Genomic DNA, 22,465 nt, shown 5'->3' with positions numbered 1-22,465 from the left:
ATTTTGAATGTGTTACCAGCTGTAGATTTTCAGCGCTTGATCAATTTTGCGAGCGCTGCGTACTCGGTCGTGGTGGTCCGGCATTCCGGCAGAGCGCGCTCCTACCGAGCCCTATGTCCGCTGGCCAATCCTGCGGCTAGTACACCTGTGCTATTGAAGAAAACGGCCGTAAGCATTTACTGTGCCCTCAACTGCACAAGGACTGCTGCAATGAAGAAAACGATGTCGGCCCTGCTGTGTTCATCTGTATTGCTGGTGGGCTGCGGCCCTGACGCCGTGGTCCGGGAGCTGCCTTCGCCAGGCGGGAAATACCATGCCCAGGTGCGTCACTGCCCTGAAAGCGGGGCCATCAACTGGAGCGAGCAACTGGAAATCTACGTGCTTGATGCTGGCGTCGAGTCGAGGTGCCATTCCTATGTAGAGCCTCTGGTGGGATTCAAGGTCAGGCCGCCGGAGATGCCACTTGACCAGGTGCAAGTGCAATGGCTGACCGACACTCGATTAAGGGTCTGGTATCCAGGCCTGAAGCCGGATGTCTCGCCCGATTCGATGTATCGCAAATCCGACTCACCGATCGAAATGGTCTTCCAGCCCAGGCCATGACCTCAGGCTGGCCTGGCAGCGCCGTGGTGCCTGCAAGGGCCTCAGTTCGAGGACAATGCCGCTGGCACAGGGTAGTGTTTGCCGTCGTATTCCAGCGTGAACCGGGAGACAACCGGTGTGCGTTCGACGTCTTCGCAGTCGTCACCCTTGGCCACGCTTTTGATATGGATGACCTTCTGCTCGACCTGCAGGCTGGCCAGGCCGTTCTTGCTCTTGTCAGCGATCGAGATCGTACGCTCTGCCTGGGTGAAATCACCGTTGCAGGTGCCGTCCCAGTCAGCGCTGCTGCTGCTCACTTGCAGCGTGTCCATGACCGGGCGCAATGTCTGGCCCTCCAGGACATAGAGATTGAGCTGCTTGCTGCTGGAAGGATTGACCCGCGAAGACCCCAGGTGACTGATGCGTACGCCAAACGCCCGCAGCCCGGGGGCAAGCTGGTAGCGGGCGGTGTCCAGGACCAGGCTGTCAAAGTAGACGGCGTCTGACACGATCGCGCTGCGCTCGTAGTGCCGGGCAATGATCTTGCCGGTGGCCGTGTCGGCAACGACCACGCCCAGGCCATACTCACCCTGGCCATCGGCGTCGACATTCTCGGCCAAGGGCAGGGCGGCCAGGGTTTGGCGCGGGTTGCCCGGATTGATCTTGCACACCGCATGTTCGCTGTCGAGCTTCAGGTCGGGCTGCAGGCTCCTGGCCCAGGTGGGCAGATGCTCGGTGCAGTCGGCCGACGCAAACAGAGGGATGAACAGCAGCGCCAGCGCGGAAAGTGTACGCATCGAACAAATCTTCCTTTGAGTGTGTGGGCTGGAGGGTATCAAGGCTTGAAGGCTTCGACACCCAGCAGCACGACCAGCAGCAGTGCCACCAGCGCGATCATCGATGTTCGGGTCAACATTGATCGCACCTTTCTGCGGCGATGGCCCGGGCGCGGGACCTGAGGCGTTGTGGCCGGCGTGCGGTAACGCAGGGCCTGTGTACGTTCTGGCGATAGCATGCGGTTGTTGATGCCGGGTTCGATCCTGCCGGCAAAACGCGGCACCGGCACATTCATCAGTTCGCCAAAGGTGCGGTAGGCGGAGTTGCTGTTGACGGTGCCCCGCCACAGGCTGAAGCCGTAGTTGGGGTAGTTCAGGTCTTGCGCATTGCAGGCCGATACGGCGTTTACCGCGGTGTTCCAGCGCGCCAGGATTTCCTCCCGGCCACCGATGGCGACCGTGCAGGCGTGCTGATCATCGCGAATGAAGCTGGTGCGGTTGACCGGCGCGCCGATCAAGTCGGCGTAACCGGCATCGTGCGGGTAATGCCAGGCCCGCAGTGAATGCCGGGCTTCATTGAAACCGATCGCAATGGCCTTGCCGGTCCGGCGCTCGGTGGCCAGGCCATGCAACTGAGCCAAGGCATGACCGTGCTCGTCGCGCAGCACCCAATAGTTGTGTGCGGCGACCCCGAGGATATTGAGTGATCGTGCTTCGATCGAGTAGCCGGGCATGGTTGTCTTCTGGGGTGTGGGTGATCGCAAGGGTCCGGCTCGACGTTTTGAGGTCATTCTAGCTGGTATGGGGCCATTTTTAATGCAGGAGGCACCCCGGGGTCATGGGCCAACGGTGCCTGGCCAATGCCGATCAGTTAAAGTGAATTTCGTCGAATGCCGGACATGGGGGGAGGGGGCCCCGGTGGCGGATGGAGAGACGCCCGTCAGGCGCCTCTTGCTGACTCGCCCTGCAGTAACGCCAGGGCTCGGTCAAAGTCAAACAACTCAACCTGTCGGGCTGCCAGCGCAAGCCGCTTGGCCAGGTGCTGATCAAGCCGCTGTCGGCGTAGATCTTCAAGTACCTTTATTGCAGCAGTGTCACTCTCGCCCAGCAACCGTATGAGTAAGTTCAGTTGCGCTTCTACCTCTGTGTTGTTGCACAGAGCGCCGCTCTGCGGGCTCGCACAGCCGTCCCCAAGAAGGGTCAAGGCTGCCAGGACTGGCGCCAGGCAGCGCTGTACCTCCGTCACTGAATGGCTTACGGCGAGCGCCTGATCGCCGGCCTTGCAGGCTCCCTCAAGCGCGCCTGCAGCCTGAGCCACAGCCTTGGCGCCGATATTGCCAGCGGTGCCCCGCAGGCTATGGGCGAGTCGGCTGGCAGCGCTCGCGTCCGGATCGGCCAAAGCCGCCTGGAACTGCTCAGGGAAGCCCGTTTGAGTGTCACGGAATTTGCGCAACAGGCGCAGGTAAAGATCGCGACGCCCCATGCATGTGCTCAGGCCTGCCGCGATATCGATGCCTTCGATGCGCTCCGGCAGGTCGGCCAGGGCCGGTGCCAGCGATGAAGGCGCAGGTTTATGGCGAGAGGGCTTGGGATGGATCCACTTGGCCAGGGTGGCGAACATGCCGTCGACGTTCAACGGTTTGGATATATGGTCGTTCATGCCACAGGCCTGTGCACGCTCGCGATCACCCTCCATCGCGTTGGCGGTCATGGCGAGTATCGGTAATTCCGAGAAATGTGCCTGCTCACGGATCCTGCGAGTGGCGGTATAACCGTCCATGACCGGCATTTGGCAATCCATCAGCACACCGTCAAAGTCGGTATCGCCAATCAGGATGTCCAGCGCTTCCTGGCCATGCCGTGCAAGGCGCAACTGTATCCCGGCGCTCTCCAGCAGCTCACAGGCAAGCTCCTGATTCAGCTCGTTGTCCTCCACGAGCAGCAAGCGCGCGCCGCGTAGGCCGGCAACAAGATAGGCACTCTGCTTGGAACGCTCGCTCGTCCGGGTCTCGCCTTGCGGTGCCCGATACAAGACCGCGCCGATGGCTTCGAGCAATGACGATGAGGTCACCGGCTTGGTCAGCACAATTGGCAGTTGGATGCCATGCCGCTCGGCCTCATCGCGAGCATCGTCACGGCCGAAGGCGGTAACCATGATCACCGATGGCGTGGGGCGCGGGTTGCCAGAGCGCATCCGGCTCACCGTTTCCATGCCGTCCATACCAGGCATCCGCCAGTCCATCAGCACCAGGTCGTAAGGCAGCTCGCGCGCTTCGGCATCGCCCAGCAGGCGAAGTGCCCTGCCGCCGTTCTCGGCGACGTCCACCTCCAGGCCGAAGCTGCGCGCCATGCCCGAGAGGATTTCCCGGGCGCTGGCGTTGTCGTCCACCACCAGAATACGCATGCCCGGCAATTCGTCGGCCCTGAACATGCGCCGTGGCGGTACACCCTGTTGCAGGCCCAGGCGCACCTGGAAATGGAAGGTAGAACCGTGTCCCGGCACGCTTTCCACCCAGATTCGTCCCTCCATCAGCTCCACCAGCTTCTTCGAAATGGAAAGACCCAACCCGGTGCCCCCATACTTGCGTGTGGTTGAACTGTCGGCCTGGCTGAACGACATGAACATGCGCTCGCACTGTTCTAAGGTCATGCCGATACCGGTGTCACGCACCCAGAAATGCAGCTCGACCTGCTCGCCGTTCGTACCTGTCTGTTCTGCGCCGACCACAATCTCACCGCGCTCGGTGAACTTGGCGGCATTGTTGCCCAGATTGATAAGCACCTGCCCCAATCGCAGGGGATCGCCAACCAGAGCGGTGCTCAATTGCGGTTGCATGTTGAACAGCAACTCCAGTTCCTTGTCCTGGGCCTTCAGACCGACCATGTTTGCAAAGCTGTCGAGTACGTCTTCCAGGCGGAAAGGAATATGCTCAAGGCTCATCCTGCCTGCCTCGATCTTGGAGAAATCGAGAATGTCATTGATGATGCCCAGCAGATTCTCCGCTGAGCGATTGACTTTCTCGATGTAGTTGCGCTGCCTGCTGTCCAGTTCGGTGCGCAACGCCAGGTGGCTCATGCCGATGATGGCGTTCATCGGTGTGCGGATTTCATGGCTCATATTGGCGAGGAACTCGCTCTTGGCTCGAGTCGCCTCTTCAGCCACCGCCCGCGCCTCCACCAGTTCGGTGATGTCGATCTTGACACCCGTGGCACGCAGTGGCTTGCCATCCGCAGCCCGCGTGAAACGGCTGAGCGATTTGAAGGTGCGCACCGCGCCGTCGTTGCGCCTTACGATGCGAAAATCCAGTTCAAAACGATCTACACCGCTTAAAATCGCCTTTGCGTAAGCAGCCTCGGCAGCCTGCGCGTCATCGGGATGCAGCAGTGCATTCCAATGCGCCATGGTCCCGCCAAACGCTCCCGTTTCGAGCCCGAACATGTGCTCCAGCTGCGGCGTCCAGTAGTCTTGACCTGTCACCAGGTCAACGTCGAACAGGCCAATATCACCCGCCTCCTGAGCCAGGCTCAAGCGGTCGCTTGCTGTGCGCAGCCTGGTTTCCATCGCCCGTCGCTCACTGACGTCACGCACCGATGCGCAGACGCAGATACCACGCCCCTCGAGGCTAGGCAGATGAGAAAGGCCAATTTCCACCGAAAACTGGCTGCTGTCCTTGCGCACGCCGCGCAGGTCATCCAGGTTACCGCCCATCTGGCGCGTGGTGCCGTTGGCGATGAAACCGTCGCGTAAACCAACATGCCGTTCGCGAGCGGCTTTCGGCACCAACCGCTCGACAAAAGCCCCGATCAGTTCACCCTGTTCATAGCCAAATAGAATGTCGAGTTGCGGGTTGGTCATCATGATGCGACCGTCGGCACCTATTACCAAAATGCCGTCAGGTGACGCTTCGATGATGCCGCGATACCAGGCTTCGGTCGCGCGCAGTGCACCCTGCTGGGCCTCCAGCTCCTGAGCCTGGCGCTCCAGTTGCTGCGCCTGACTGCCCATCTCGTCTGCTTGACGACGCGTCTCCTGCAGCAATGCCTGAGCGGCTTCGCTTCGCTCCATGATCGCCAAGGCACCAGCCAGCCTGGGAAGCACCTCCTGCAGTAGCAGTTCCTCGTCCTCATCCAGAGGATGGAACCCGGCTAGCTCCAGCACCCCGAGCAAGCGCTCGCCACGCATGATCGGCTGTACCAGCAAATGGCTGACTTGCGCCTCGCCCAAGTGGGAGCGCACATGCCAAAAGGATTCTGGAAGCTCGTTAAACTGACGCGGTTTGTGATCGCGGGCACACTGGCCTACAAGGCCTTCACCCATCTCCACCTCTGCGTATGGCTGGCTTTGCCCATCCAGCGCGTAGCCGCCCAGCAATCGCAGCTGTGAGGCTCCCTGATAGAGGGCATACAGCGCCCCTTGGCACATGGCCAACTGCGGGACCATGCGGCTGAAGAAGGCCTGGGCCAAATCCTGCGGCGTTTCCGCTTGCTGCAGGTCTATCTGCAGCAAGGAGGCGTGCCCTTTGATCCAGCGCTGGCGCTCAAGCTGACGCGACTCAAGCTGGAGCTTGGCGATAGCACGCGCCAGGTCGCCGGTCTCGTTCTGCAGGTCTGTATGGGGAATCTGCTGATCAAGCTTGCCGGATGCCAGCTCATCCACCGCCACGCGTACCCGGTTGAGAGGCAGGCGAATCGATCGGCTGACCAGCCATGCAAGTATCAGTGCCAGCGTCGAGCCACACAGCAACAGGGCGTAAGTCACATTGCTGCTGCGCACTGCATAATCGGCGAGATACTTCGCCGTATCGTGAATATCGGCTTTCTTGTTTTCCGCCACACGATTCAACAGCGCATCGCTTTCCATTTCCAGATCGATGAACGCCTGACTTGTGAGCACGGCCATGGCCTGGCCCGAATAGCCACGCCCTATCAGTGCGAGCGCCTCATCACCGCTGCTCAACAGACGTTGCAGGGAAACCTCGAATTCGGCCAGCCCCTTCTGGCTGGCAGGTCGGCGCAAGGTCGGGCGCGCCTGAGCTATGGCCTCTTGCAAGTGCTTCTGCGCTTCTTGCATGTGAGTCAATGCTGCGATGCGCACGTCCGCATTATTGGTACCGACCGCTCTTTGCAGGGCCTGCATCACATGGGGCAACTGCACCCGGGCCTCTTGCACCAGTTCTATGCCGACCAGGTCTTGCTGATACAACTGCTGCATCTCGTGCTTGAGTGCGCTCTGAGAACGCAGGCTCTGCACACCAAGCAGCAGGATCATCGCGAGCAGAGCGCTGAAGCCGATCAGCAGCTTGCGCCCAAGAGGGAGACGCTCCAGCAGGTCGAATAATAGGGTCATGTATCTTCTCTTGAGAGGGTGCACCGAATTCAAGGTTGCCGGGCAATGTGCGCTAACGTTGCCAGTTGCCTGGCCATGTCTTGATCGGTGTCAGAGAAGCGCTCGGATATTTCACGAAAGCGCTCTGCGTTAGCCACAAAGACGTCGCAGATATCGGGATCGAAATGCGAGCCGCGTCCCGCGCGAATGATGCCGACCGCCTGCTCATGAGGCATGCCCGGCTTGTACACGCGTCGGCTGATCAAGGCGTCGTAGACGTCCGCTACTGCCATCAGGCGGGCGCTGATGGGAATGTCATCAGCAGCCAGCCCCTGCGGGTAGCCACTGCCGTCCCATTTTTCCTGATGGCTGTAAGCGATTTCCTTGGCGAGACGTAAAAAATCAACCTTCACACCCAACTGATTCTCGGCATGCTGAATGGCATCGCGTCCCAGTGTGGTGTGAGTCTTCATAATCTCGAACTCTTCGGGGGTGAAGCGCCCCGGCTTGAGCAAGATATGGTCGGGAATGCCGATCTTGCCGATGTCATGCAACGGCGCGGACTTGAACAGCAGCCTGATAGTGTCCTCATCAAGAAAGTGCCGAAACCGTGAATGCTCACGCAGTAGATTTGCCAATAACCGAATGTAATGCTGGGTTCGACGGATATGGTTGCCGGTCTCGTTGTCACGGGTCTCGGCAAGAGAGGCCATCGCATGGATGGTGACATCCTGAATCGCCGTCACCTCGCGGGTGCGCCGCTGCACCTCCTGCTCAAGAAAGTCGTTCTTGTCTCGCAGGAAGTCGGCAGCCGCTTTGACCTTGAGTTGAGTATCGACTCTTGCCAGCACCAACGGTGGGCTGATCGGTTTGGTTATATAGTCCACAGCCCCCATTTCGAGGCCGATGATCTCGTCTTCGATGGTGGCCATGGCGGTAAGGAAGATGATTGGGATATCACATGTTCGCGGCGCCTGTTTCAAGCGCTTGGCCACTTCGTAGCCGGACAGTTCAGGCATCATGATGTCCAGCAGAATCAGATCCGGTAACGGGTCGCGCTCAAGGATACGCAACGCCTTCTCGCCGCTGTTGGCGGCTTTGATCCGATAACGATCCTTGAGCAGGTCAACCATTAACATCAGATTGTCGGGGGTGTCGTCGACCACGAGAACGGTAGTGGGCTGAGGAACATTGTGCTCGCTATTCATGGGATATCAGCTCCCTTGCTAATCGAGGACAGCCAGGAAAGCCGCTCCGTTTTGGGGAGCGTAGCCGAGAAATATGCAGCCGTTATCAAGCTTTGGCTGTTCTGGAGAACTTTAGTGGCCGATGGCTGTCACCAGGGCGCCGCATGCTGGTCAAGGTGAATGCAGCCGCGTGGTTGGCACACCTTGCACCGATCAGGCAGGCATCCACTGAGGCGGCAGCAGTCGCTCGATCTTACTGGCCCGCTGCGTCGGTAGCCGCATGAGCACATCCCGCAGATAAGCATGCATACGGGGCGGTGGTCTAACGAAGAACACCGTGCAACGAGTGACACTGTCTACCCTATGGATGGCACGCCGACACTTGGCAATACGATCGATGTGCGCCTGTAAGGTGGGAAATGGCTGCCGCGATGTGCTCGTGGCAGTTAAAACACAGAAATGAGCGGGTGACCTGATCGTTTTTGATCGATTTGCCGCTTCCAGGATCGGCGGGGGCTGAAGCCCGCCAGAAATACATGGCTACTTCAGGCCCTCCTCAAGGGGAAAAGAACCAGGAGCAGGAAAATGAAATCCGCATTGGCCATTACGCTTTGGGTGCTAATGCCTGTAGGCGTTATTACGTTCATCGCGTCTCACTATCCGTCAATGATTGAGCGCAGAGCAATGGCAAACAAAGCACATGGCCAGGCTAGTCAGCTTCAGCCAAAACCTGTCGGCACTGAACTTGAAATCATCCTGCCTAACGGCCAACGGCTCAAGGCTAAGGAGTTTTCGTCTGACGCTCAGGCCAGTAAGCTCGAATAGCGATAGCTTGAAAATCCTTGAGAGTGAGTAGTCGGCAATGTCTCGCGAAGCGGGCGCGGATGAGCCCATTCGAGTCGATAGGCGTCGGCAGGGCTGCCGGCTCGGAATGTTGCATTGGCACGGAGAGGTGTGGGTCAATCTTCGCGATCTGCCCGAGCGGGTTCAGGTGCAGCAGGAAGCGCAGGTGTCACGATGAGAGACGCTGAGGCGATTTTTTCGAAGTGAAAAAAGAGTATGGAGCCGGGAGGAGGGCGGTATCGCGAATAGCCAAAGCCAGTTACTGCATGGCTTTGTGGCTATCGGTGCGGTAACCGGAGGTTACGCGGAAGGGGCTGGAGCGGGTGAAGGGAATCGAACCCTCGTTATCAGCTTGGGAAGCTGGAGTAATGCCATTATACGACACCCGCGCAAAGCGACTGACGTTGTACCAGATAGTGGCATTCAATTGAAGCCCTGATTTCAATCGGTTGGCCTGGATCATTCGCCGAGAGGCATCGGATTGGCGTCGGCGAATGGATCCGCAGGTCGGGTACGTCGGCTTCAGAAAGCAAATGCATGGTGGCTCGAAGTCGGGTGGATGGAATAACGGGGGCTGCTGGAGGCCGAGGGTTCGGGCTTCAGGAACTCCGTCAGTGCACGTTTCGAATCGCGGCAGGCGGCCTTGTTTTCCATGTCCAGAAAGTGGCCGGCATCCTGGAGGATGCTGAAACGGCTGTGCTCGACATAGTTGGCGAACAGCGGCGCGTCGCAGGCGCTGGTGTATTCATCGAGCGCGCCGTTGAGGAACAGCACCGGTACGTTGATGTTCTGCGCGGCCGTCAGGTAGTTCTGCGGGTCGATTTCCAGTACCTGGCTGATGTGGTAGTGCATCTGGTCGTATTCATGCAGGTCCAGGCTGCTGACGTGCCGGTAGTTGAAGCGCTTGAACAGCGACGGCAGGTGCTTGCCGATGGTGCCGTTGATCAGTTGCCCGACTTCATGACGGTCGTGCGCACCCAGGTGCGTGATGCCGCGCAACAGGTAGTCGCGCATGGCGTCGTTGATGCGTGGCGAGAACGAGCTGATCACGGCTTTTTCGATGCGCCGTGGCCGGTGCGCCAGGGCCACCAGCGTGGCCGCGCCGCCCCATGAAAAGGACATCACGTGTTCAGCCTGGAAATGGTCGATCAGCTCCAGCAGGATCTGGCCTTCCATTTCGCGGGTCAGCGGTTTTTCATGCCGGTTGTGAGGTTTGGATTTGCCGGCATAGGGTTGGTCGTAGAGCACGATATTGAATTGTGGGTACAGGTTGCGAACGGTCTGGGCAAAGGATGCCGTGGTGGCCAGTGAGCCGTTGACCATCACGATGGTCTTTTCTGCGGTGTCCGAGCGGTAGAACTCGGTGTACACCCTGAACAATCCTTGTATATCAAGCACAGCGGTTTCTGGCCTCATATGTCTTCTCCTGGCGTAGACAAGTGTGCGCGCAAATTAATTTGCACGAGTTTCGTGACAGGTAGGCATACGCCTGAAAGGCCCATGTCGATCCGAACGATCTGTCCGACAGGTGTTGTTATTAGGCGGGCGTTTTGTCGTGGGGCCGGGGCCCGGTACGGCAAAAGGTTTCTTAGAATGCGGGTATGACTTGTCGGTCACATGCAGACCGACGATTGGATTCAAGCAGTCGATCCCGGAACCCGCAAGTGCCGTTCGTACGTTGTTACACGCCTGGAGGGAGGCGTCCGACTGACGGTCAGACGGCGAGGATTTCCGTGGCGCTCAGGGGGCGGTACTGGCCCGGTGACAGGTCCGCGTCCAGCAAGAGCGGGCCCATGCTTTCTCTGTGCAGAATCAATACCTTGTTGTCGAAATGGCCGAACATGCGCTTCACCTGGTGATAGCGGCCTTCGACAATGCTCAGGCGCGCCTGGCGCGAGCCGAGCAGGGTCAGGCGGGCGGGCTGGGTGGTGATGTTTTCGAAGGCGAAGTAAAAGCCTTCGGCAAAACGAGCCACATACCGTTCGTCGATCAGTTGCTCGGTTTCGACGTAATACACTTTTGGTTGCTTGGTCTGCGGCTGGGTCAGGCGCCTGGACCATTGCCCGTCGTTGGTCAGCAACATTAACCCTGTGGTGTTGAAATCCAGGCGCCCGGCAATGTGCAGTTCATGCTTGTCGGGGACGTCCAGCAGGTCGAGCACGGTACGATGCCGCGGGTCGGTCGTGGCGCTGACGCAGCCGGCGGGCTTGTGCAGCATGAAGTAGCGCGCCGGCTTGCCGGCCTGCAGTACCTCACCGTCAACCTGCACGCAACTGAACTCACGCACCTCATGCAGCGGATCACGCACCACCTGTCCGTCGACCTGAACGCGGCCGGCGACCAGCGCCAGACGCACTTGCTGGCGGTTGAAACGTGGCAGGTTGCCAAGAAAGCGGTCCAGGCGCATGGCGTCAGTCGTCTTGTACGGGGGTGGCAAGTTCGATGCCGGCGCAGCGAGGGCACAGGCAGGTCTTGTCACGCAGTTCGGGCGCCAGGGCGTCGAGGCGCTCAGGCGCGATGCTGACACTGAAGCACCAGCACGGCCGGGTGGCAGTGCGCGGGTCGGCCAGGGTACAGCGATTGCTCTGCCCGCAGGCCGGGCACAGGGTCGGGTCGGGTGTGTTCATGCCGGCACCGCCTGCTCGATGCACACCTGATTGCGACCGCTCAGCTTGGCCCGGTACAGCGCCCGGTCGGCACGGGCGATCAGGTCTTGCAGGTTGTCGGCGCCCTGGCGCTCGGTCAGGCCCACGCTGACGGTGACCTGCAAGGTGACACCCGAGAATGAATAGTCGTGGCCTTCGGCAAGCAGGCGGATCTGTTCGGCGACTCGCTGGGCGCCGGCCAGGTCGCTGTCGCGCAGCAGGATGATGAACTCTTCGCCGCCCCAGCGGCAGATGACATCCGACTGGCGCAGGCAACTGCGGAGGTCTTCGGCAAAGCCGGCCAGCACCGTGTCACCGGCCAGGTGGCCGTGGGTGTCGTTGAGGTGCTTGAAGTGGTCCAGGTCCAGCAGCAGCACCGTCAACGGGCCCTGACTGTCGAGGGTATTGCCGGCCAGCAGGTTGAAGCCGCGGCGGTTGGGCAGGCCGGTCAGGCTGTCGAGGGTGGCCTGGGTTTCCAGGCGCTGCTGGTAGCGCCGCAGGATCCTGTGCAGCAGCAACATCACGACCAGGGTGACCACCAGGCAAATCGCCAGGTTGATGTAGAGCGACTGACGCACATCGCTCAGGGCGCTGTCCTCCTGCTTGTCGACGAACAGGTACCAGTTCAGCTCGGGAATGAAGCGCACGTTGAGAAAGTGGCCTTCGCCTTCGGCCTTGTACTCATAAGTGCCGCTGTGCGGCTTGGGCAGTTTGTCCTGCAGGTCGCGCAGGTTCGGCAGGTCCTTGAGCGACTGGCCGATTTTCGCACCCTGTGGTCCGCCACCGGCCCCGGTCAGCACGATGCGCCCGGTGGTGTCGACGAAGTACACGCTGCGGTCATAGCGCTGTTGGTAGCGGTCGATCAGCTTGATCACCGCATCGACCGTCAGGCCTACGCCGGCGGCGCCGATAAAGCGGTTCTCGTAGTCGAAGACCTTGTAGTTGATGAAAAACGTCATGCTGTCCTGGTTGGCCATGTCCGGGTCGACGCTGATCTCGTAGGGCTCGCTCATGTCGCGCACGCGGTAATACCAGGCGTCGCGCGCTTCACCCGGCCTGATCTTTTTCAGCACGCCCTTGGCCTGGTAGTAGGTCAGCGTGGCATCGGAAATGAAAAATGCCGTGTAGGCCCCGTAGTGGTCCATGACTTCGCGCAGGTAGCGGGTCATCTGCCCGGTGTTACGCTCGCCGCCCACCACCCAGTCACGCATGAAGGTGTCACGCGACATCATCGAGGAAATCAGCACCGGCCGGACCAGGTCTTTCTGGATTTCCGAATACACCGTGTCGGACGTCAGCGGCAGTTCGGTGTTGATGATGCTGTCGCGGATCGAAGTCCGCGACGCGTAATAGCTCAGCAGTGAAGTGGCCAGGAACCCGCTTGCAAGCAGCACCACCAGGGTCAGTAACAAGGGGCGCTGCGAGGTAACGGTGTTGGGAAAAGGCATGACAAGTCCGGACGGCTGGATAAACCTGAGGGCTGGCATAGTAGACGAAACACCCTGCGGCACTCTATTGGACGATCATTTTGCATTTATCGCGCCATAGGGTCAGGGCGTGATCGGTACGTCCTGGCCCAGCCCTGGCGCACTCCACACCGGCGCCCGGCGCAACAGCCCGGCAAGGGCGGCGCAGCGGCAATGCAGCAGCAGGATCCGGTCGTAATGAATGCCTTGGGCGGCCAGGGTATCGAACAGGTCTTCCAGCGTCGGTGGCAGGCGGCCGAAGCGGTTGCGTACGGTCAGGACATCCATGGGTGCAGGCGGCTGTTGATTGCCGAACGGCCGGGCATTGCTGTTGCGCACGACCTGGGTGATTTCCTGATAGCTCTCGCCGCCCTGGCCCTGGTACTTGGACAGTGTGTAGTTTTTCAGACGGCCGGTCTGCGCTGTGCCAGCCATGAGTTTATCGGTCAGGGTCAGCGGCGGCAGCGACGCGCCAGGTGGCACCACAGTGTTGCCGGCTGCACTGGAAATGCCGAACGGACTGGCGCGCTGATTGACCACACGGTGCAGCGCCGGGTCGATCAGTACATACCCGTGCGGGGCATAGGTATGGATGTGGGTGCCATTGGGGATCGCAATGGTCTTGCTCCAGGGCAGGTGATAGCCGTGGGTGCTGACCACCAGCGTCCTGGCCTGGCCTCGGTCGCAGGTCCATAGCAGAAACTTGCGCCCCACTTTCCAGGCGTGCACAGCCATGCCGCCGAAATGCGGGTGGGGTGCAATCGTCCAGCGCTTGAGCAGGCTGTCGGTGTGGAAGAACTTCTCCAGCCGTGTCTGGCGCCGGCCCGGCGAGCGCCCCAGCCAGGTGCCAAGCGTGTGCAAGGAGCGCGCCGGTGCCTTGGCTGCGTGCACCCCCGCCTTGCCGACAGTGCCAAGCCTGTTCAGCGCGCCGTACAGGCGAGGCGTCAGGGGGGCCAGGCCGAGCAGCCCCAGGGTCAGCGTCGACAGCAGCGCCTGGCGTTTTTCGGCCTGGCGCTGGCCGGGCAGGTTGGCCTGGGCGATATCTACGCCCACCAGCCCGGCTTGCGTGGCCAGTGAGGCGAGCATGGCCGGAGTCAGCAGCAGCGACATCGGCGCCAGCAGCCATTGCAGATGCTGCAGGCGTGCGCGCCAGTATTGCAGCGAGGCCTGGCGCGACGTCACGATCAACTGACGGGCGTCCTCCAGTGCATTGGCCTTGAGCGTCTGGCGCATGAAGGGCATGGGCGGGCCGGCTGGCAAGGCATGTTCATGCAAGGCATCGGCGAGGGTGCGGTGCACATCGGGGTTGTAGATCAGGTCGGTCCAGGGCCGCAGTAACGAGGCTGGCGAGGCCTGTTCAAGCCCGCTCCAGTACTTGAACAGGTAGGCAAGCCGTTCGCGATGACGGGCCGGAACATAATTCAGCACCGCATGGCGCCAGCGCTCGTCAGCACTGGCCTTGCCCAGGTAGGCGCTCAGGGCGGTGGCATCGGCAAACTCGATGAACGCCTTGTGCTGCCCGGCCTGGTACAGCACGCGCCGCGATGTATTGTCCGGACACAGGACCAGCAGGCTGGCACAGGGCTGGCGTGACAGGCCTTCGAGCGGGTCGCTCTGCACGTCAAAACCCAGGGCCTTCCAGCAGGGCGCCGGGCTGTGAAAACTGGCGACGATGGCGGCAAAGCCGCTGCGTTGCAATGTGCCGGTCTTGAGGCTGATCACCGCCTGAGTGACCAGCAGCGCGCACAAGGCGCGTTCGATGCTGTCTTGCTGGCCATCCCAGAACACAACGATGCGCCGGGTCATGACGGCCAGGAAATCGGTCTGTTCGATGTACGCACACACGGCAGCGGCCTCGATGGACAGTACCCGGTCCCGGGCCCATTCGCCCTTGCCGCCGGGGTCGTGGTAGACCACGGTCCGGGCGCCATGATCGATATAGCCGCTGGGCGACTCTATCTGGTAATGGCCGATCAGGGCCTTGGCCAGGTTCAGCGGCGTCTCGTCGGGCACGTGGAACCAGGTGTTGGCCTGGCTGACATGGCCCAGCAATGTCCGGAATTCGCCAGGACGGTAGGCGATGAATACCTGGCGTGGGTCAAGGTCCAGGCCATGGTGTTCATGCAGCCAGCTTTTCATCAGTTCGTTTGCGACCTGGTCGGGCCTGGGCAAGGCGTCAAGGATGGCCGGTTGTGCCTGCCAGAGATCGACAGCACAGGCGAGGCTCATGCTGCGGGCGATAAAACGGTGCAACAGGTCGTCGTTGTGCGGGCTGGGCGAGTCCTCGGCACACTCGCGGGCAACCTGTAGCAGCGTGCGAAAGACATCGCCTTGCAGGGGGCGCGATTCAAGGCGTGGCGGCTTGTCGTGTGCGGCCGGCTGCTGCTCCAGCCACTGGCGATGCCAGTTCGAGGCGTTCAGGGCCCCGAGCAGGCGAGCAGTCATGACTTCGGGGTCGTCGCTGATGTATTCGATGGGCGCTTGCGCGGTGCCGGGCCGGTGAATGAAACAATGTGCATTGAGCCTGGAGCGGACCTGGAACAGGCCGGGCACCGGCTCATCGTCGATATACAGCAGGCGCACCTCGGCCTTGCCGCCGAGACGTCCAGCGGCCAGGGTCTGGCTGTCGGTGGGAAATGAGGCGTAGCCCAGAGCGTCCAGGGTCAGGTAGTAGCCGGCCTGGCTCAACGTGCCACGCTTGCGCTGGTGTGCCAGCTCATCGATGAACGCCAGTCGGGCCAGACTCAGCCAGGTATTGGCATGGCGCTGCCAGAAGGTGTCGAGGCCTTGCAGATAATCATCAAACCAGCGTTGATCGATCACACGACGCAGCACGTCACTGGCGCTCATGTGTTCCAGCCCTGGCAGCGGACGGTCATCGACTGGCGTGGTACGGGCCAGCGCTGCCAGCTGTTGCAGGTCGGCACTGGCGACGGCCAGTTCGGTCAGGCTGCAATCGAGCAGGTGGTGTTCATCACCATGCTCATCGACCCAGCCCTGGGCATGGCTCAAGCGCAGCCGCAGGTGGTCGGGATCAAGTGGCTGGCCAGCCATGACTTGCAAATGCCCGCTCAGGCGCTCGCGTGCATAGACAGGCCAGGGCACGGGGTAGTCCAGGTCCAGTTGCACCGCTTGCAGCAGCAGCGGCGAGTCGCCGATCAAGGCAAAGCCCGGGCTTTTGCGCAAGCGGCTCAGCTGTTTGAGGGTGAGTGGGTCGGCCAGGGGGGAGGGCGTTTCCAGACCGTGCAGGCGCTGATTGACGGTCGAATAATAGAAAGGTGACAGGGCGAAGGCATTGCCGGCCGGCAGTTGGTCGGCGCGCTCCTGGTCCTGGCCGGGCAAGAGGGCCGGTTCCGGAAATACCGGGGCATTGCTGAAGGTGTCGTGCATGGTGAGGTTCGCAAGTGGAGGGCGACTCACTATGTCGCGACCTGGCCAATGCCTGGGGCTAACTATGTAGCGCGCATCGCTGCGGCTGTTGAAGGGTCGCACTTTGCTATGAAATGTCTTGTTGCATATTCGTAAAGGGCTGGTCTTGACCTTGAAACCCTTATGTAACGTGGCTTTCAGCCTGAAAGACGACAGGTTTCGCTGAAAATGACGCACCAGCGTCGTCGCACTTGCGGCTCGTTTTCCAGTCTGATCTATCGTCCCCCAGTGTATGGACGGACACCGGCCAGCGTCGCTGGTTGGACCACCTGCGGTCCAGGAGGCCGCCATGTATCGACAATCCTTGTTTGTCTTGCTGCTGTCTCTGTTCATCGCCGGCTGTTACGCAGGCCCTGGCTACTATGAATCGGATGTGTACTCCCGACCCGACACCGAGGTAAGGCGTTACTACGACACCGGTTACAGCCCCACTTATTATCAGGAGCGCCGTATCTACGTCGCTCCCCAGCCACGTTATTACAACCCGCCACCGAGGGTTTACTACCGCGCGCCGCCATCACCGCGTTACTACGCACCGGGCCGTCCGCCCGGTCATGGCTGGGATAACAGGTGGCGTGGAGGGGATCGCGACCGGTATGACCGTCGCGATGATCGTCGCCATGACCGGGGTGATCGCGGTGACTACCGGCGTGGGGACCGTGACCAGCGGTCCGGTCACTGGGACCGTCGTTGACCGGGATGTTCAACCTTCACACACGGCGCTCATCGTAGCGCCGTTTTTCATGCAGCCGTGTGCCCGACGCAGAGCATTTGACTTTGTCGCCCGGCTTTCCTAGTGTCCGCCCATTGTTTTAATGGGTACTGCCATGACGAGTGAAGACCGGATCAAACTCGAACCAAGCTGGAAAGAGGCGTTGCGCGCCGAGTTCGAGAAACCCTACATGAGTGAACTGCGCGAGTTCCTGCGCCAGGAGCATGCCGCCGGCAAGGAGATCTACCCGCCAGGGCCCTTGATCTTCAATGCCTTGAATTCCACGCCACTGGATAACGTGAAAGTGGTGATCATCGGCCAGGACCCTTACCACGGGCCCGGTCAGGCGCATGGCCTGTGCTTTTCGGTGCAGCCCGGCGTGCCGACGCCGCCGTCGCTGGTGAACATTTATAAAGAGCTGCACCGCGACCTGAATATCGATATTCCCAACCACGGCTACCTGCAATCCTGGGCCGATCAGGGCGTACTCTTGCTTAATACCACCCTTACAGTGGAGCGCGCCAACGCTGCCTCACACGCCGGGAAAGGTTGGCAGCATTTTACCGACAAGGTCATCGAGGCGGTCAGCGCCCATCAGCCGCACCTGGTGTTCCTGCTCTGGGGCGCCCATGCGCAAAGCAAACGCAAGCTGATCGATGCCACCAAGCACCTGGTGCTGACCTCGGTGCACCCGTCGCCGCTGTCGGCTTACAAGGGCTTCCTGGGCAACGGGCACTTCAGCCGGGCCAACAAGTACCTGGAGCAGAACGGCCTGACACCGATCGACTGGCGCCTGCCCGAAACGGTCTAGGTTCGATACAGATTGATCGCCGTCGCGCAGCAAGGAAGCTGCTCTGCCGGCGAAAGGGCCTGCAGGGCCAACACACCTGCTACGCCTGTCACGCAGCTATCGCCAGCAGAGCTTGCCTCCCACAGCCTGATGTCAGGCCCGAGACCTTGGGCGACATCAATCCTGTGGGAGGCGGCTTGCTGCGGGCGGCGATCCGACGATGAGGCCAGGACAGTCGACAGACAGGCAGCGCTTGTAAACCCGTCATTGCCAGACAGTTGCTGCCTCCCACGGGAACAGGATGGGGTTCAATGGCGAAGCTCAGGCCGCCTTGCGCGCCCAGAGGCGGTACAGCGGTTCGGCCAGAAACAGCACGAACAGCAGGCGCATGACCTGCATGGCCGTGACCAGGGGCACGGACAATTGCAGCACCTCGGCAGTCAGGCTCATCTCGGCGATGCCGCCGGGCATCATGCCCAGGGTCAGCGAGCGCACATCCAGGTGCGTGAGGGCGCCCAGACCCAGGGCGGCCAGCGCCGCAACCAGCATCATCAGCGAGGTGCCCAGCAGGGTGCGTGCCAGAAACGACGGTGCACGCCGAAAGAACGCCCGGTTGAAGTGACAGCCCAGCCCGCTGCCGATCAGCAACTGGCCCAACTGGCTGGCGCCGTTGGGCAGGCCCAGGTTCAGGTCACAGCCGATGCTCAGCACCGAGGTCAACAGCAGCGGGCCGAACAGCCAGGGGTTGGGTTGCCTGAGGCGTTGCCAGAGCACGGCCACCATCGCCCCGCCCAGGCTCAGGCCGACCAGCCAGCGCCAATCGACGCTGACGGCATGCATCACGGCTGCGCCATCGCCCAGCAGGTACTTGAAGATCGCCGGAATGCACAACACCACCGCCAGCACCCGCAGGCTCTGGGCGGCAGCAACGTTGCTGAGCATGGCACCGTTGCGACCCCCCAGGTTGACCATCTCTTGCGAGCCGCCCGGCATGCTGGAGAAAAACGCCGTGGGGCGGTCTTCACCGGTGCGCAGCATCAGCCAGACGCCGATCAGGCTGGACAGCCCGGTGATCAGTGCGCCGAAGAAGATCAGGCCGAAATGCGCCATGACCTGTTCGATGATTTCGGTGTTGAAGTGCAGGCCGATGCCCACGCCGATGATCAGTTGCCCGACCTTGCGCCCGCCCGGAATCGGCTGTACCTGCCAGGGCGTAAGGCAGCGCACCAGGATGATCGCCAGCAACGAGCCGACCATCCAGGGCAATGGCCAGCCCACCAGGCTGGCCAGGAAGCCGCCCAGCAGGCCGATCAGGGGTGTTGGCCACCAGGTGCGCCAGGTGCTGTCAGGCATCGGCCAGGGCATTGCGTTGCTTGGCGCGCTTGCGCCAGATGCGGTACATCGGGAACAGCAGCATGAACACGGTCAATACCCAGGCACCCAGGGTGATCGGGCTGTTCCACAGAATGCCCAGGTCACCGTTGGAGATCGACAGCGCGCGGCGCAGGTTCTGCTCCATCAGACCGCCCAGGATGAAACCGAGCAGGATCGGCGACAGCGGGAAGTCCATCTTGCGCAGGATGTAGCCGAAGATGCCGATACCGACCATCAGGAACAGGTCGAATGTAGTGGCATGCACGGCATAGACGCCAATCGCGGTAATGATCGCGATCACCGGTACCAGCGCCCAGTTCGGTACGGCCAGAATACGGGTGAAGATGCGGATCATCGGGATGTTCAGGATCACCAGCATGACGTTGGCGATGAACAACGAGGCGATCAGGCCCCAGACCAGGTCCGGCTGTTGCTGGAACAGCAGCGGGCCGGGGGTGATGTTGTACAGCGACAGGGCGCCGATCATCACGGCCGTGGTGCCCGAGCCCGGTACGCCCAGGGTCAGCATTGGTACCAGGGCGCCACAGGCTGCACCGCCAATGGCGGTTTCCGGTGCGGCCAGGCCGCGCATGTCGCCCTGGCCGAACGTGCCGGTGTTGCCGGCGATGCGTTTTTCGGTCATGTAGGCCACGGCACTGGCCAGGGTGGCGCCGGCACCCGGCAGTACACCAAGAATGAAGCCCATCAGTCCGCAGCGCACGTTCACAGCGAACACAGCGGCGGCTTCCTTGACGTTGAACATCATGCGCCCGGTCGCCTTGACCGCTTCCTGGCCACGGTGGGTCTTTTCCAGCAGCAGCAGGATTTCGCTGATCGAGAACAGGCCCAGCACCAGCACCACGAACTGGATGCCGTCGGTAAGGTGGATGTTGTCACCGGTAAAACGGTACACGCCGCTGTTGGCGTCGATACCGACCGCCGACAGAAACAGGCCGATCAGCGCGGCAATGAAGGTCTTCACCGGCCGGTCACCCGCCATGCCGCCCAGGCAGACAATGGCAAAAACCATCAACACGAAGTATTCGGCCGGTCCAAAGGCAATCGCCCATTTGGCCAGCAGCGGGGCGAACAGCACCATGCCGCAGGTGGCGATGAACGCACCGATGAACGAACTCCAGGCCGACAGCGACAGGGCCACGCCCGCCAGGCCCTTGCGTGCCATCGGGTAGCCGTCCAGCGTGGTCATGACTGTGGAGGCTTCGCCGGGGATGTTCAGCAGGATGGAGCTGATGCGCCCGCCGTATTCGCAGCCCAGGTACACCGCGGCCAGCAGGATCAGCGCCGATTCCGGCGGCAGGCCCAGGGCGAAGGCGATCGGGATCAGCAGGGCCACGCCGTTGATCGGTCCCAGGCCCGGCAGCAGGCCGACGATGGTGCCGATCAGGGTGCCGGACAGTGCCGTGATCAGGTTGTAAGGGGTGAGGGCCACGCCAAAGCCATGACCCAGGTAGCTGAAAGTATCCACATTAATTCTCCAGAACGCTGAGCAGGCCCAAAGGCAGGGGAACGTCCATGGCTTTATCGAACAGCAGGTAAAGGCCGACGCTCATCAAGGTCACCACCACGATACTGGGCACCCAGCGACCGCCGTACAGGCGCGCCATGGGGATGCCGATCAGGATGCTGGCGAGGATGAAGCCCAGCGGTTCGAACAGGCCGGCAAACACCAGCAGCAAAACGACGCAAAGACCGATCTTGACCAGGGTCTCGCGGTCCAGGGGCGGATCTTCTTCAGTGTGCACCACCGGTGTCGGGCGAAAGGCCATGTACAAAAGGGCCGCACCCATCAACCCCAGCATCAGCAGGGGGAAGGCGCGGGGGCCGACCGGTTCATAGGAAAACGGTGCCTGATAAGGCCAGGCCATGACGGCCAGTGCGGCGCATACCAACAGCAGTACGACCGCGAAAATACGTTGCAGGACCATAGGGATCTCCTGAGCCACACCTGCCGGGCAGGTGTGGCCGTCAATGGCAGGTGATTACTGGATCAGGCCGAATTCCTTGGCCAGCACTTTGTAATCGGCAACCTGTTTCTTGACGTAGGTGTCCAGTTCGGCACCGGTCATGGCGAACGGGAACAGCTCGCGCTGGTCACGCAGCTTGGCGAAGTCTTCCGAGGCCAGCACCTTGTCGAACGAAGCTTTCCACCAGTTGTAGTCTTCGTCGCTGACCTTTGGCCCCAGGTAGAAGCCGCGCACCACCGGCCAGACGATGTCGTAGCCTTGTTCCTTGGCGGTCGGGATGTCTTTCATTTCTGGCTCGTCGATGCGCTTGTCAGCGAATACGGCCAGCAGGCGCATGTCGCCGCTGAGGATGTGCGGCATGGAGTCGGAAATGTCGGTACTGCCGACCTGGATGTGCCCGCCGAGCAGGGCGGTGGCGATTTCGCCGCCGCCTTCGAGGGCGACATAGCGCAGGTCGCGCGGGTTGATACCGGCGGCCTTGGCGATCAGCGCGGTCTGCATCCAGTCCTGGCTGCCCACGGTGCCGCCGGAGCCGATCACCACCTTGCTCGGGTCGGCCTTCAGGGCCTTGACCAGATCGTCGAGGTTCTTGTACGGCGAGTCGCTTTTCACCGCGATGGCGCCATAGCTGGTGCCAACCGCTGCAAGCCAGCGCACGGCGTTTTCATCGAACCGACCGAACTTGCCTTGCGCCAGGTTGAGCAGCGAACCGCTGGACCAGGCCACGAGGGTGCCGGCATCGGCCGGCCGCTGGGCCACCACCGCGTTATAGGCCACCGCACCCACGCCGCCTGGCATGTAGGTCACGCGCATCGGCGAGGTCAGGATCTTCTCGTTGATCAGTGCGCTCTGCACCAGCTTGCAGGTCAGGTCGAAGCCACCGCCGGGCGAGGCCGGGGCGATGCATTCGGGGCGCTTGGGCTCGGCGGCGAACAGTTGGCTGGCAACCAGCAGGCTGCCGGCGGCGAGGGCCAGATGACGAAGGGACAGGTTCATGGTCAGTCTCCTGAAGCGTTTCTTGTTTTTGGAGGGGGAAACGGTTGGCGGCGGCCTGGATTTCAGGCAGCGAGCAGCATCAACGCAGTGGGCTGCATCGAAGTATTGGAAACAGGGGGATGTGAAGCGATTGCTGCGCAACGGCAGCGCAAGGGTAAACAAGACGTCCGGCCGCAATAGGCTTGGTCATGGTCAACTCCGTGTACTTATTGTTGTTATTGTTTCAGGTGCACCCTGGCATCCTGACCGACCTCGGTGCCGGGCCTCTGGTGGGCGCGGTATCCGGACGTTTTGCGGATGCTAAACGACCAACCTTTCACAAACCTTTCAACTACCTTTCTGGCAAGCGTTCAA

At 61.3% G+C, this 22,465-nt stretch carries 17 protein-coding genes, 1 tRNA gene and 1 pseudogene; 4 read left to right on the top strand and 15 right to left on the bottom strand.

The features are described 5' to 3' along the window. Positions 1–210: 210 nt before the first annotated feature. On the top strand, positions 211–603 hold the full coding sequence (locus tag DGA31_RS01480) for a hypothetical protein (RefSeq protein ID WP_056834448.1): 393 nt from the start codon (positions 211–213) through the stop codon (positions 601–603). Positions 604–644: 41 nt separating this feature from the next. Here the strand turns inward: DGA31_RS01480 and DGA31_RS01475 are convergent, their stop codons facing one another. The 5 genes and pseudogenes from DGA31_RS01475 to DGA31_RS31025 all read right to left on the bottom strand — a co-directional run. Next, entirely contained in the window at positions 645–1,379 is a 735-nt protein-coding gene (locus tag DGA31_RS01475; protein WP_109511306.1) for a PA3715 family protein, read from the bottom strand. Between the two features lie 38 nt (positions 1,380–1,417). Continuing rightward, positions 1,418–2,092, bottom strand: a complete 675-nt coding sequence (locus DGA31_RS01470; protein ID WP_193551483.1) for a hypothetical protein — start codon at positions 2,090–2,092, stop codon at positions 1,418–1,420. 206 nt (positions 2,093–2,298) lie between these two features. Beyond that, entirely contained in the window at positions 2,299–6,705 is a 4,407-nt protein-coding gene (locus DGA31_RS01465; RefSeq protein WP_109511305.1) for a response regulator, read from the bottom strand. Positions 6,706–6,734: 29 nt separating this feature from the next. Beyond that, a complete protein-coding gene (locus tag DGA31_RS01460; protein WP_109511304.1) occupies positions 6,735–7,892 on the bottom strand; it encodes a response regulator in 1,158 nt (385 codons plus the stop codon). Positions 7,893–8,084: 192 nt separating this feature from the next. Beyond that, positions 8,085–8,177 (bottom strand): annotated as a pseudogene (locus DGA31_RS31025) (transposase domain-containing protein); the annotation flags it as partial. A 279-nt stretch (positions 8,178–8,456) separates the two neighbouring features. Here DGA31_RS31025 and DGA31_RS01455 point away from each other — a divergent pair. Continuing rightward, positions 8,457–8,696 carry a hypothetical protein gene (locus tag DGA31_RS01455; RefSeq protein ID WP_109511303.1) on the top strand — a complete coding sequence of 80 codons (240 nt, stop codon included), beginning with the start codon at positions 8,457–8,459 and terminating at the stop codon, positions 8,694–8,696. A 333-nt stretch (positions 8,697–9,029) separates the two neighbouring features. On the opposite strand, the gene DGA31_RS01450 is transcribed toward DGA31_RS01455, so the two are convergent. The 6 genes from DGA31_RS01450 to DGA31_RS01425 form a co-directional block, all read right to left on the bottom strand. Continuing rightward, a tRNA-Gly gene (locus DGA31_RS01450) sits at positions 9,030–9,103 on the bottom strand. A gap of 133 nt (positions 9,104–9,236) precedes the next feature. Further along, a complete protein-coding gene (locus DGA31_RS01445) occupies positions 9,237–10,130 on the bottom strand; it encodes an alpha/beta fold hydrolase (RefSeq protein ID WP_056834546.1) in 894 nt (297 codons plus the stop codon). A gap of 298 nt (positions 10,131–10,428) precedes the next feature. Continuing rightward, positions 10,429–11,121: a pseudouridine synthase gene (locus tag DGA31_RS01440; RefSeq protein ID WP_109511302.1), complete on the bottom strand. Its 693-nt coding sequence runs from the start codon at positions 11,119–11,121 to the stop codon at positions 10,429–10,431. A 4-nt stretch (positions 11,122–11,125) separates the two neighbouring features. Continuing rightward, a complete protein-coding gene (locus DGA31_RS01435) occupies positions 11,126–11,341 on the bottom strand; it encodes a cysteine-rich CWC family protein (RefSeq protein ID WP_056834549.1) in 216 nt (71 codons plus the stop codon). Next, positions 11,338–12,807 (bottom strand): sensor domain-containing diguanylate cyclase, encoded by a 1,470-nt coding sequence (locus DGA31_RS01430; protein ID WP_109511301.1) that lies wholly within the window; start codon positions 12,805–12,807, stop codon positions 11,338–11,340. The genes DGA31_RS01435 and DGA31_RS01430 overlap by 4 nt, the downstream gene beginning before the upstream one ends. A 102-nt stretch (positions 12,808–12,909) precedes the next feature. Continuing rightward, complete coding sequence (locus DGA31_RS01425) at positions 12,910–16,215, bottom strand: dermonecrotic toxin domain-containing protein (RefSeq protein WP_109511300.1); 3,306 nt, start codon at positions 16,213–16,215, stop codon at positions 12,910–12,912. 328 nt (positions 16,216–16,543) lie between these two features. Here DGA31_RS01425 and DGA31_RS01420 point away from each other — a divergent pair, with 328 nt between their 5' ends. Together DGA31_RS01420 and ung are read left to right on the top strand one after the other, a co-directional pair. Further along, positions 16,544–16,948 (top strand): hypothetical protein, encoded by a 405-nt coding sequence (locus DGA31_RS01420; protein ID WP_241509506.1) that lies wholly within the window; start codon positions 16,544–16,546, stop codon positions 16,946–16,948. 133 nt (positions 16,949–17,081) lie between these two features. Beyond that, positions 17,082–17,777, top strand: a complete 696-nt coding sequence (gene ung / locus DGA31_RS01415; RefSeq protein WP_109511299.1) for a uracil-DNA glycosylase — start codon at positions 17,082–17,084, stop codon at positions 17,775–17,777. Between the two features lie 300 nt (positions 17,778–18,077). On the opposite strand, the gene DGA31_RS01410 is transcribed toward ung, so the two are convergent. Genes DGA31_RS01410 through DGA31_RS01395 form a run of 4 tightly spaced genes read right to left on the bottom strand, consistent with a single transcriptional unit; the run spans position 18,078 to position 22,117 of the window. After that, positions 18,078–19,109 carry an AbrB family transcriptional regulator gene (locus DGA31_RS01410; RefSeq protein ID WP_109511499.1) on the bottom strand — a complete coding sequence of 344 codons (1,032 nt, stop codon included), beginning with the start codon at positions 19,107–19,109 and terminating at the stop codon, positions 18,078–18,080. After that, on the bottom strand, positions 19,102–20,616 hold the full coding sequence (locus DGA31_RS01405) for a tripartite tricarboxylate transporter permease (RefSeq protein WP_056834561.1): 1,515 nt from the start codon (positions 20,614–20,616) through the stop codon (positions 19,102–19,104). Before DGA31_RS01405 ends, DGA31_RS01410 begins: the two co-directional genes overlap by 8 nt. 1 nt (position 20,617) lies before the next feature. Further along, on the bottom strand, positions 20,618–21,076 hold the full coding sequence (locus DGA31_RS01400) for a tripartite tricarboxylate transporter TctB family protein (RefSeq protein ID WP_109511298.1): 459 nt from the start codon (positions 21,074–21,076) through the stop codon (positions 20,618–20,620). A 54-nt stretch (positions 21,077–21,130) separates the two neighbouring features. Continuing rightward, positions 21,131–22,117, bottom strand: a complete 987-nt coding sequence (locus DGA31_RS01395; protein ID WP_177339442.1) for a Bug family tripartite tricarboxylate transporter substrate binding protein — start codon at positions 22,115–22,117, stop codon at positions 21,131–21,133. Positions 22,118–22,465: the final 348 nt, after the last annotated feature.

It is taken from the genome of Pseudomonas ovata, assembly GCF_003131185.1.
Taxonomy (GTDB): domain Bacteria; phylum Pseudomonadota; class Gammaproteobacteria; order Pseudomonadales; family Pseudomonadaceae; genus Aquipseudomonas; species Aquipseudomonas ovata.
Note: the sequence above shows the minus strand (reverse complement) of the source record. Positions and strands in the feature narration are given on the sequence as shown.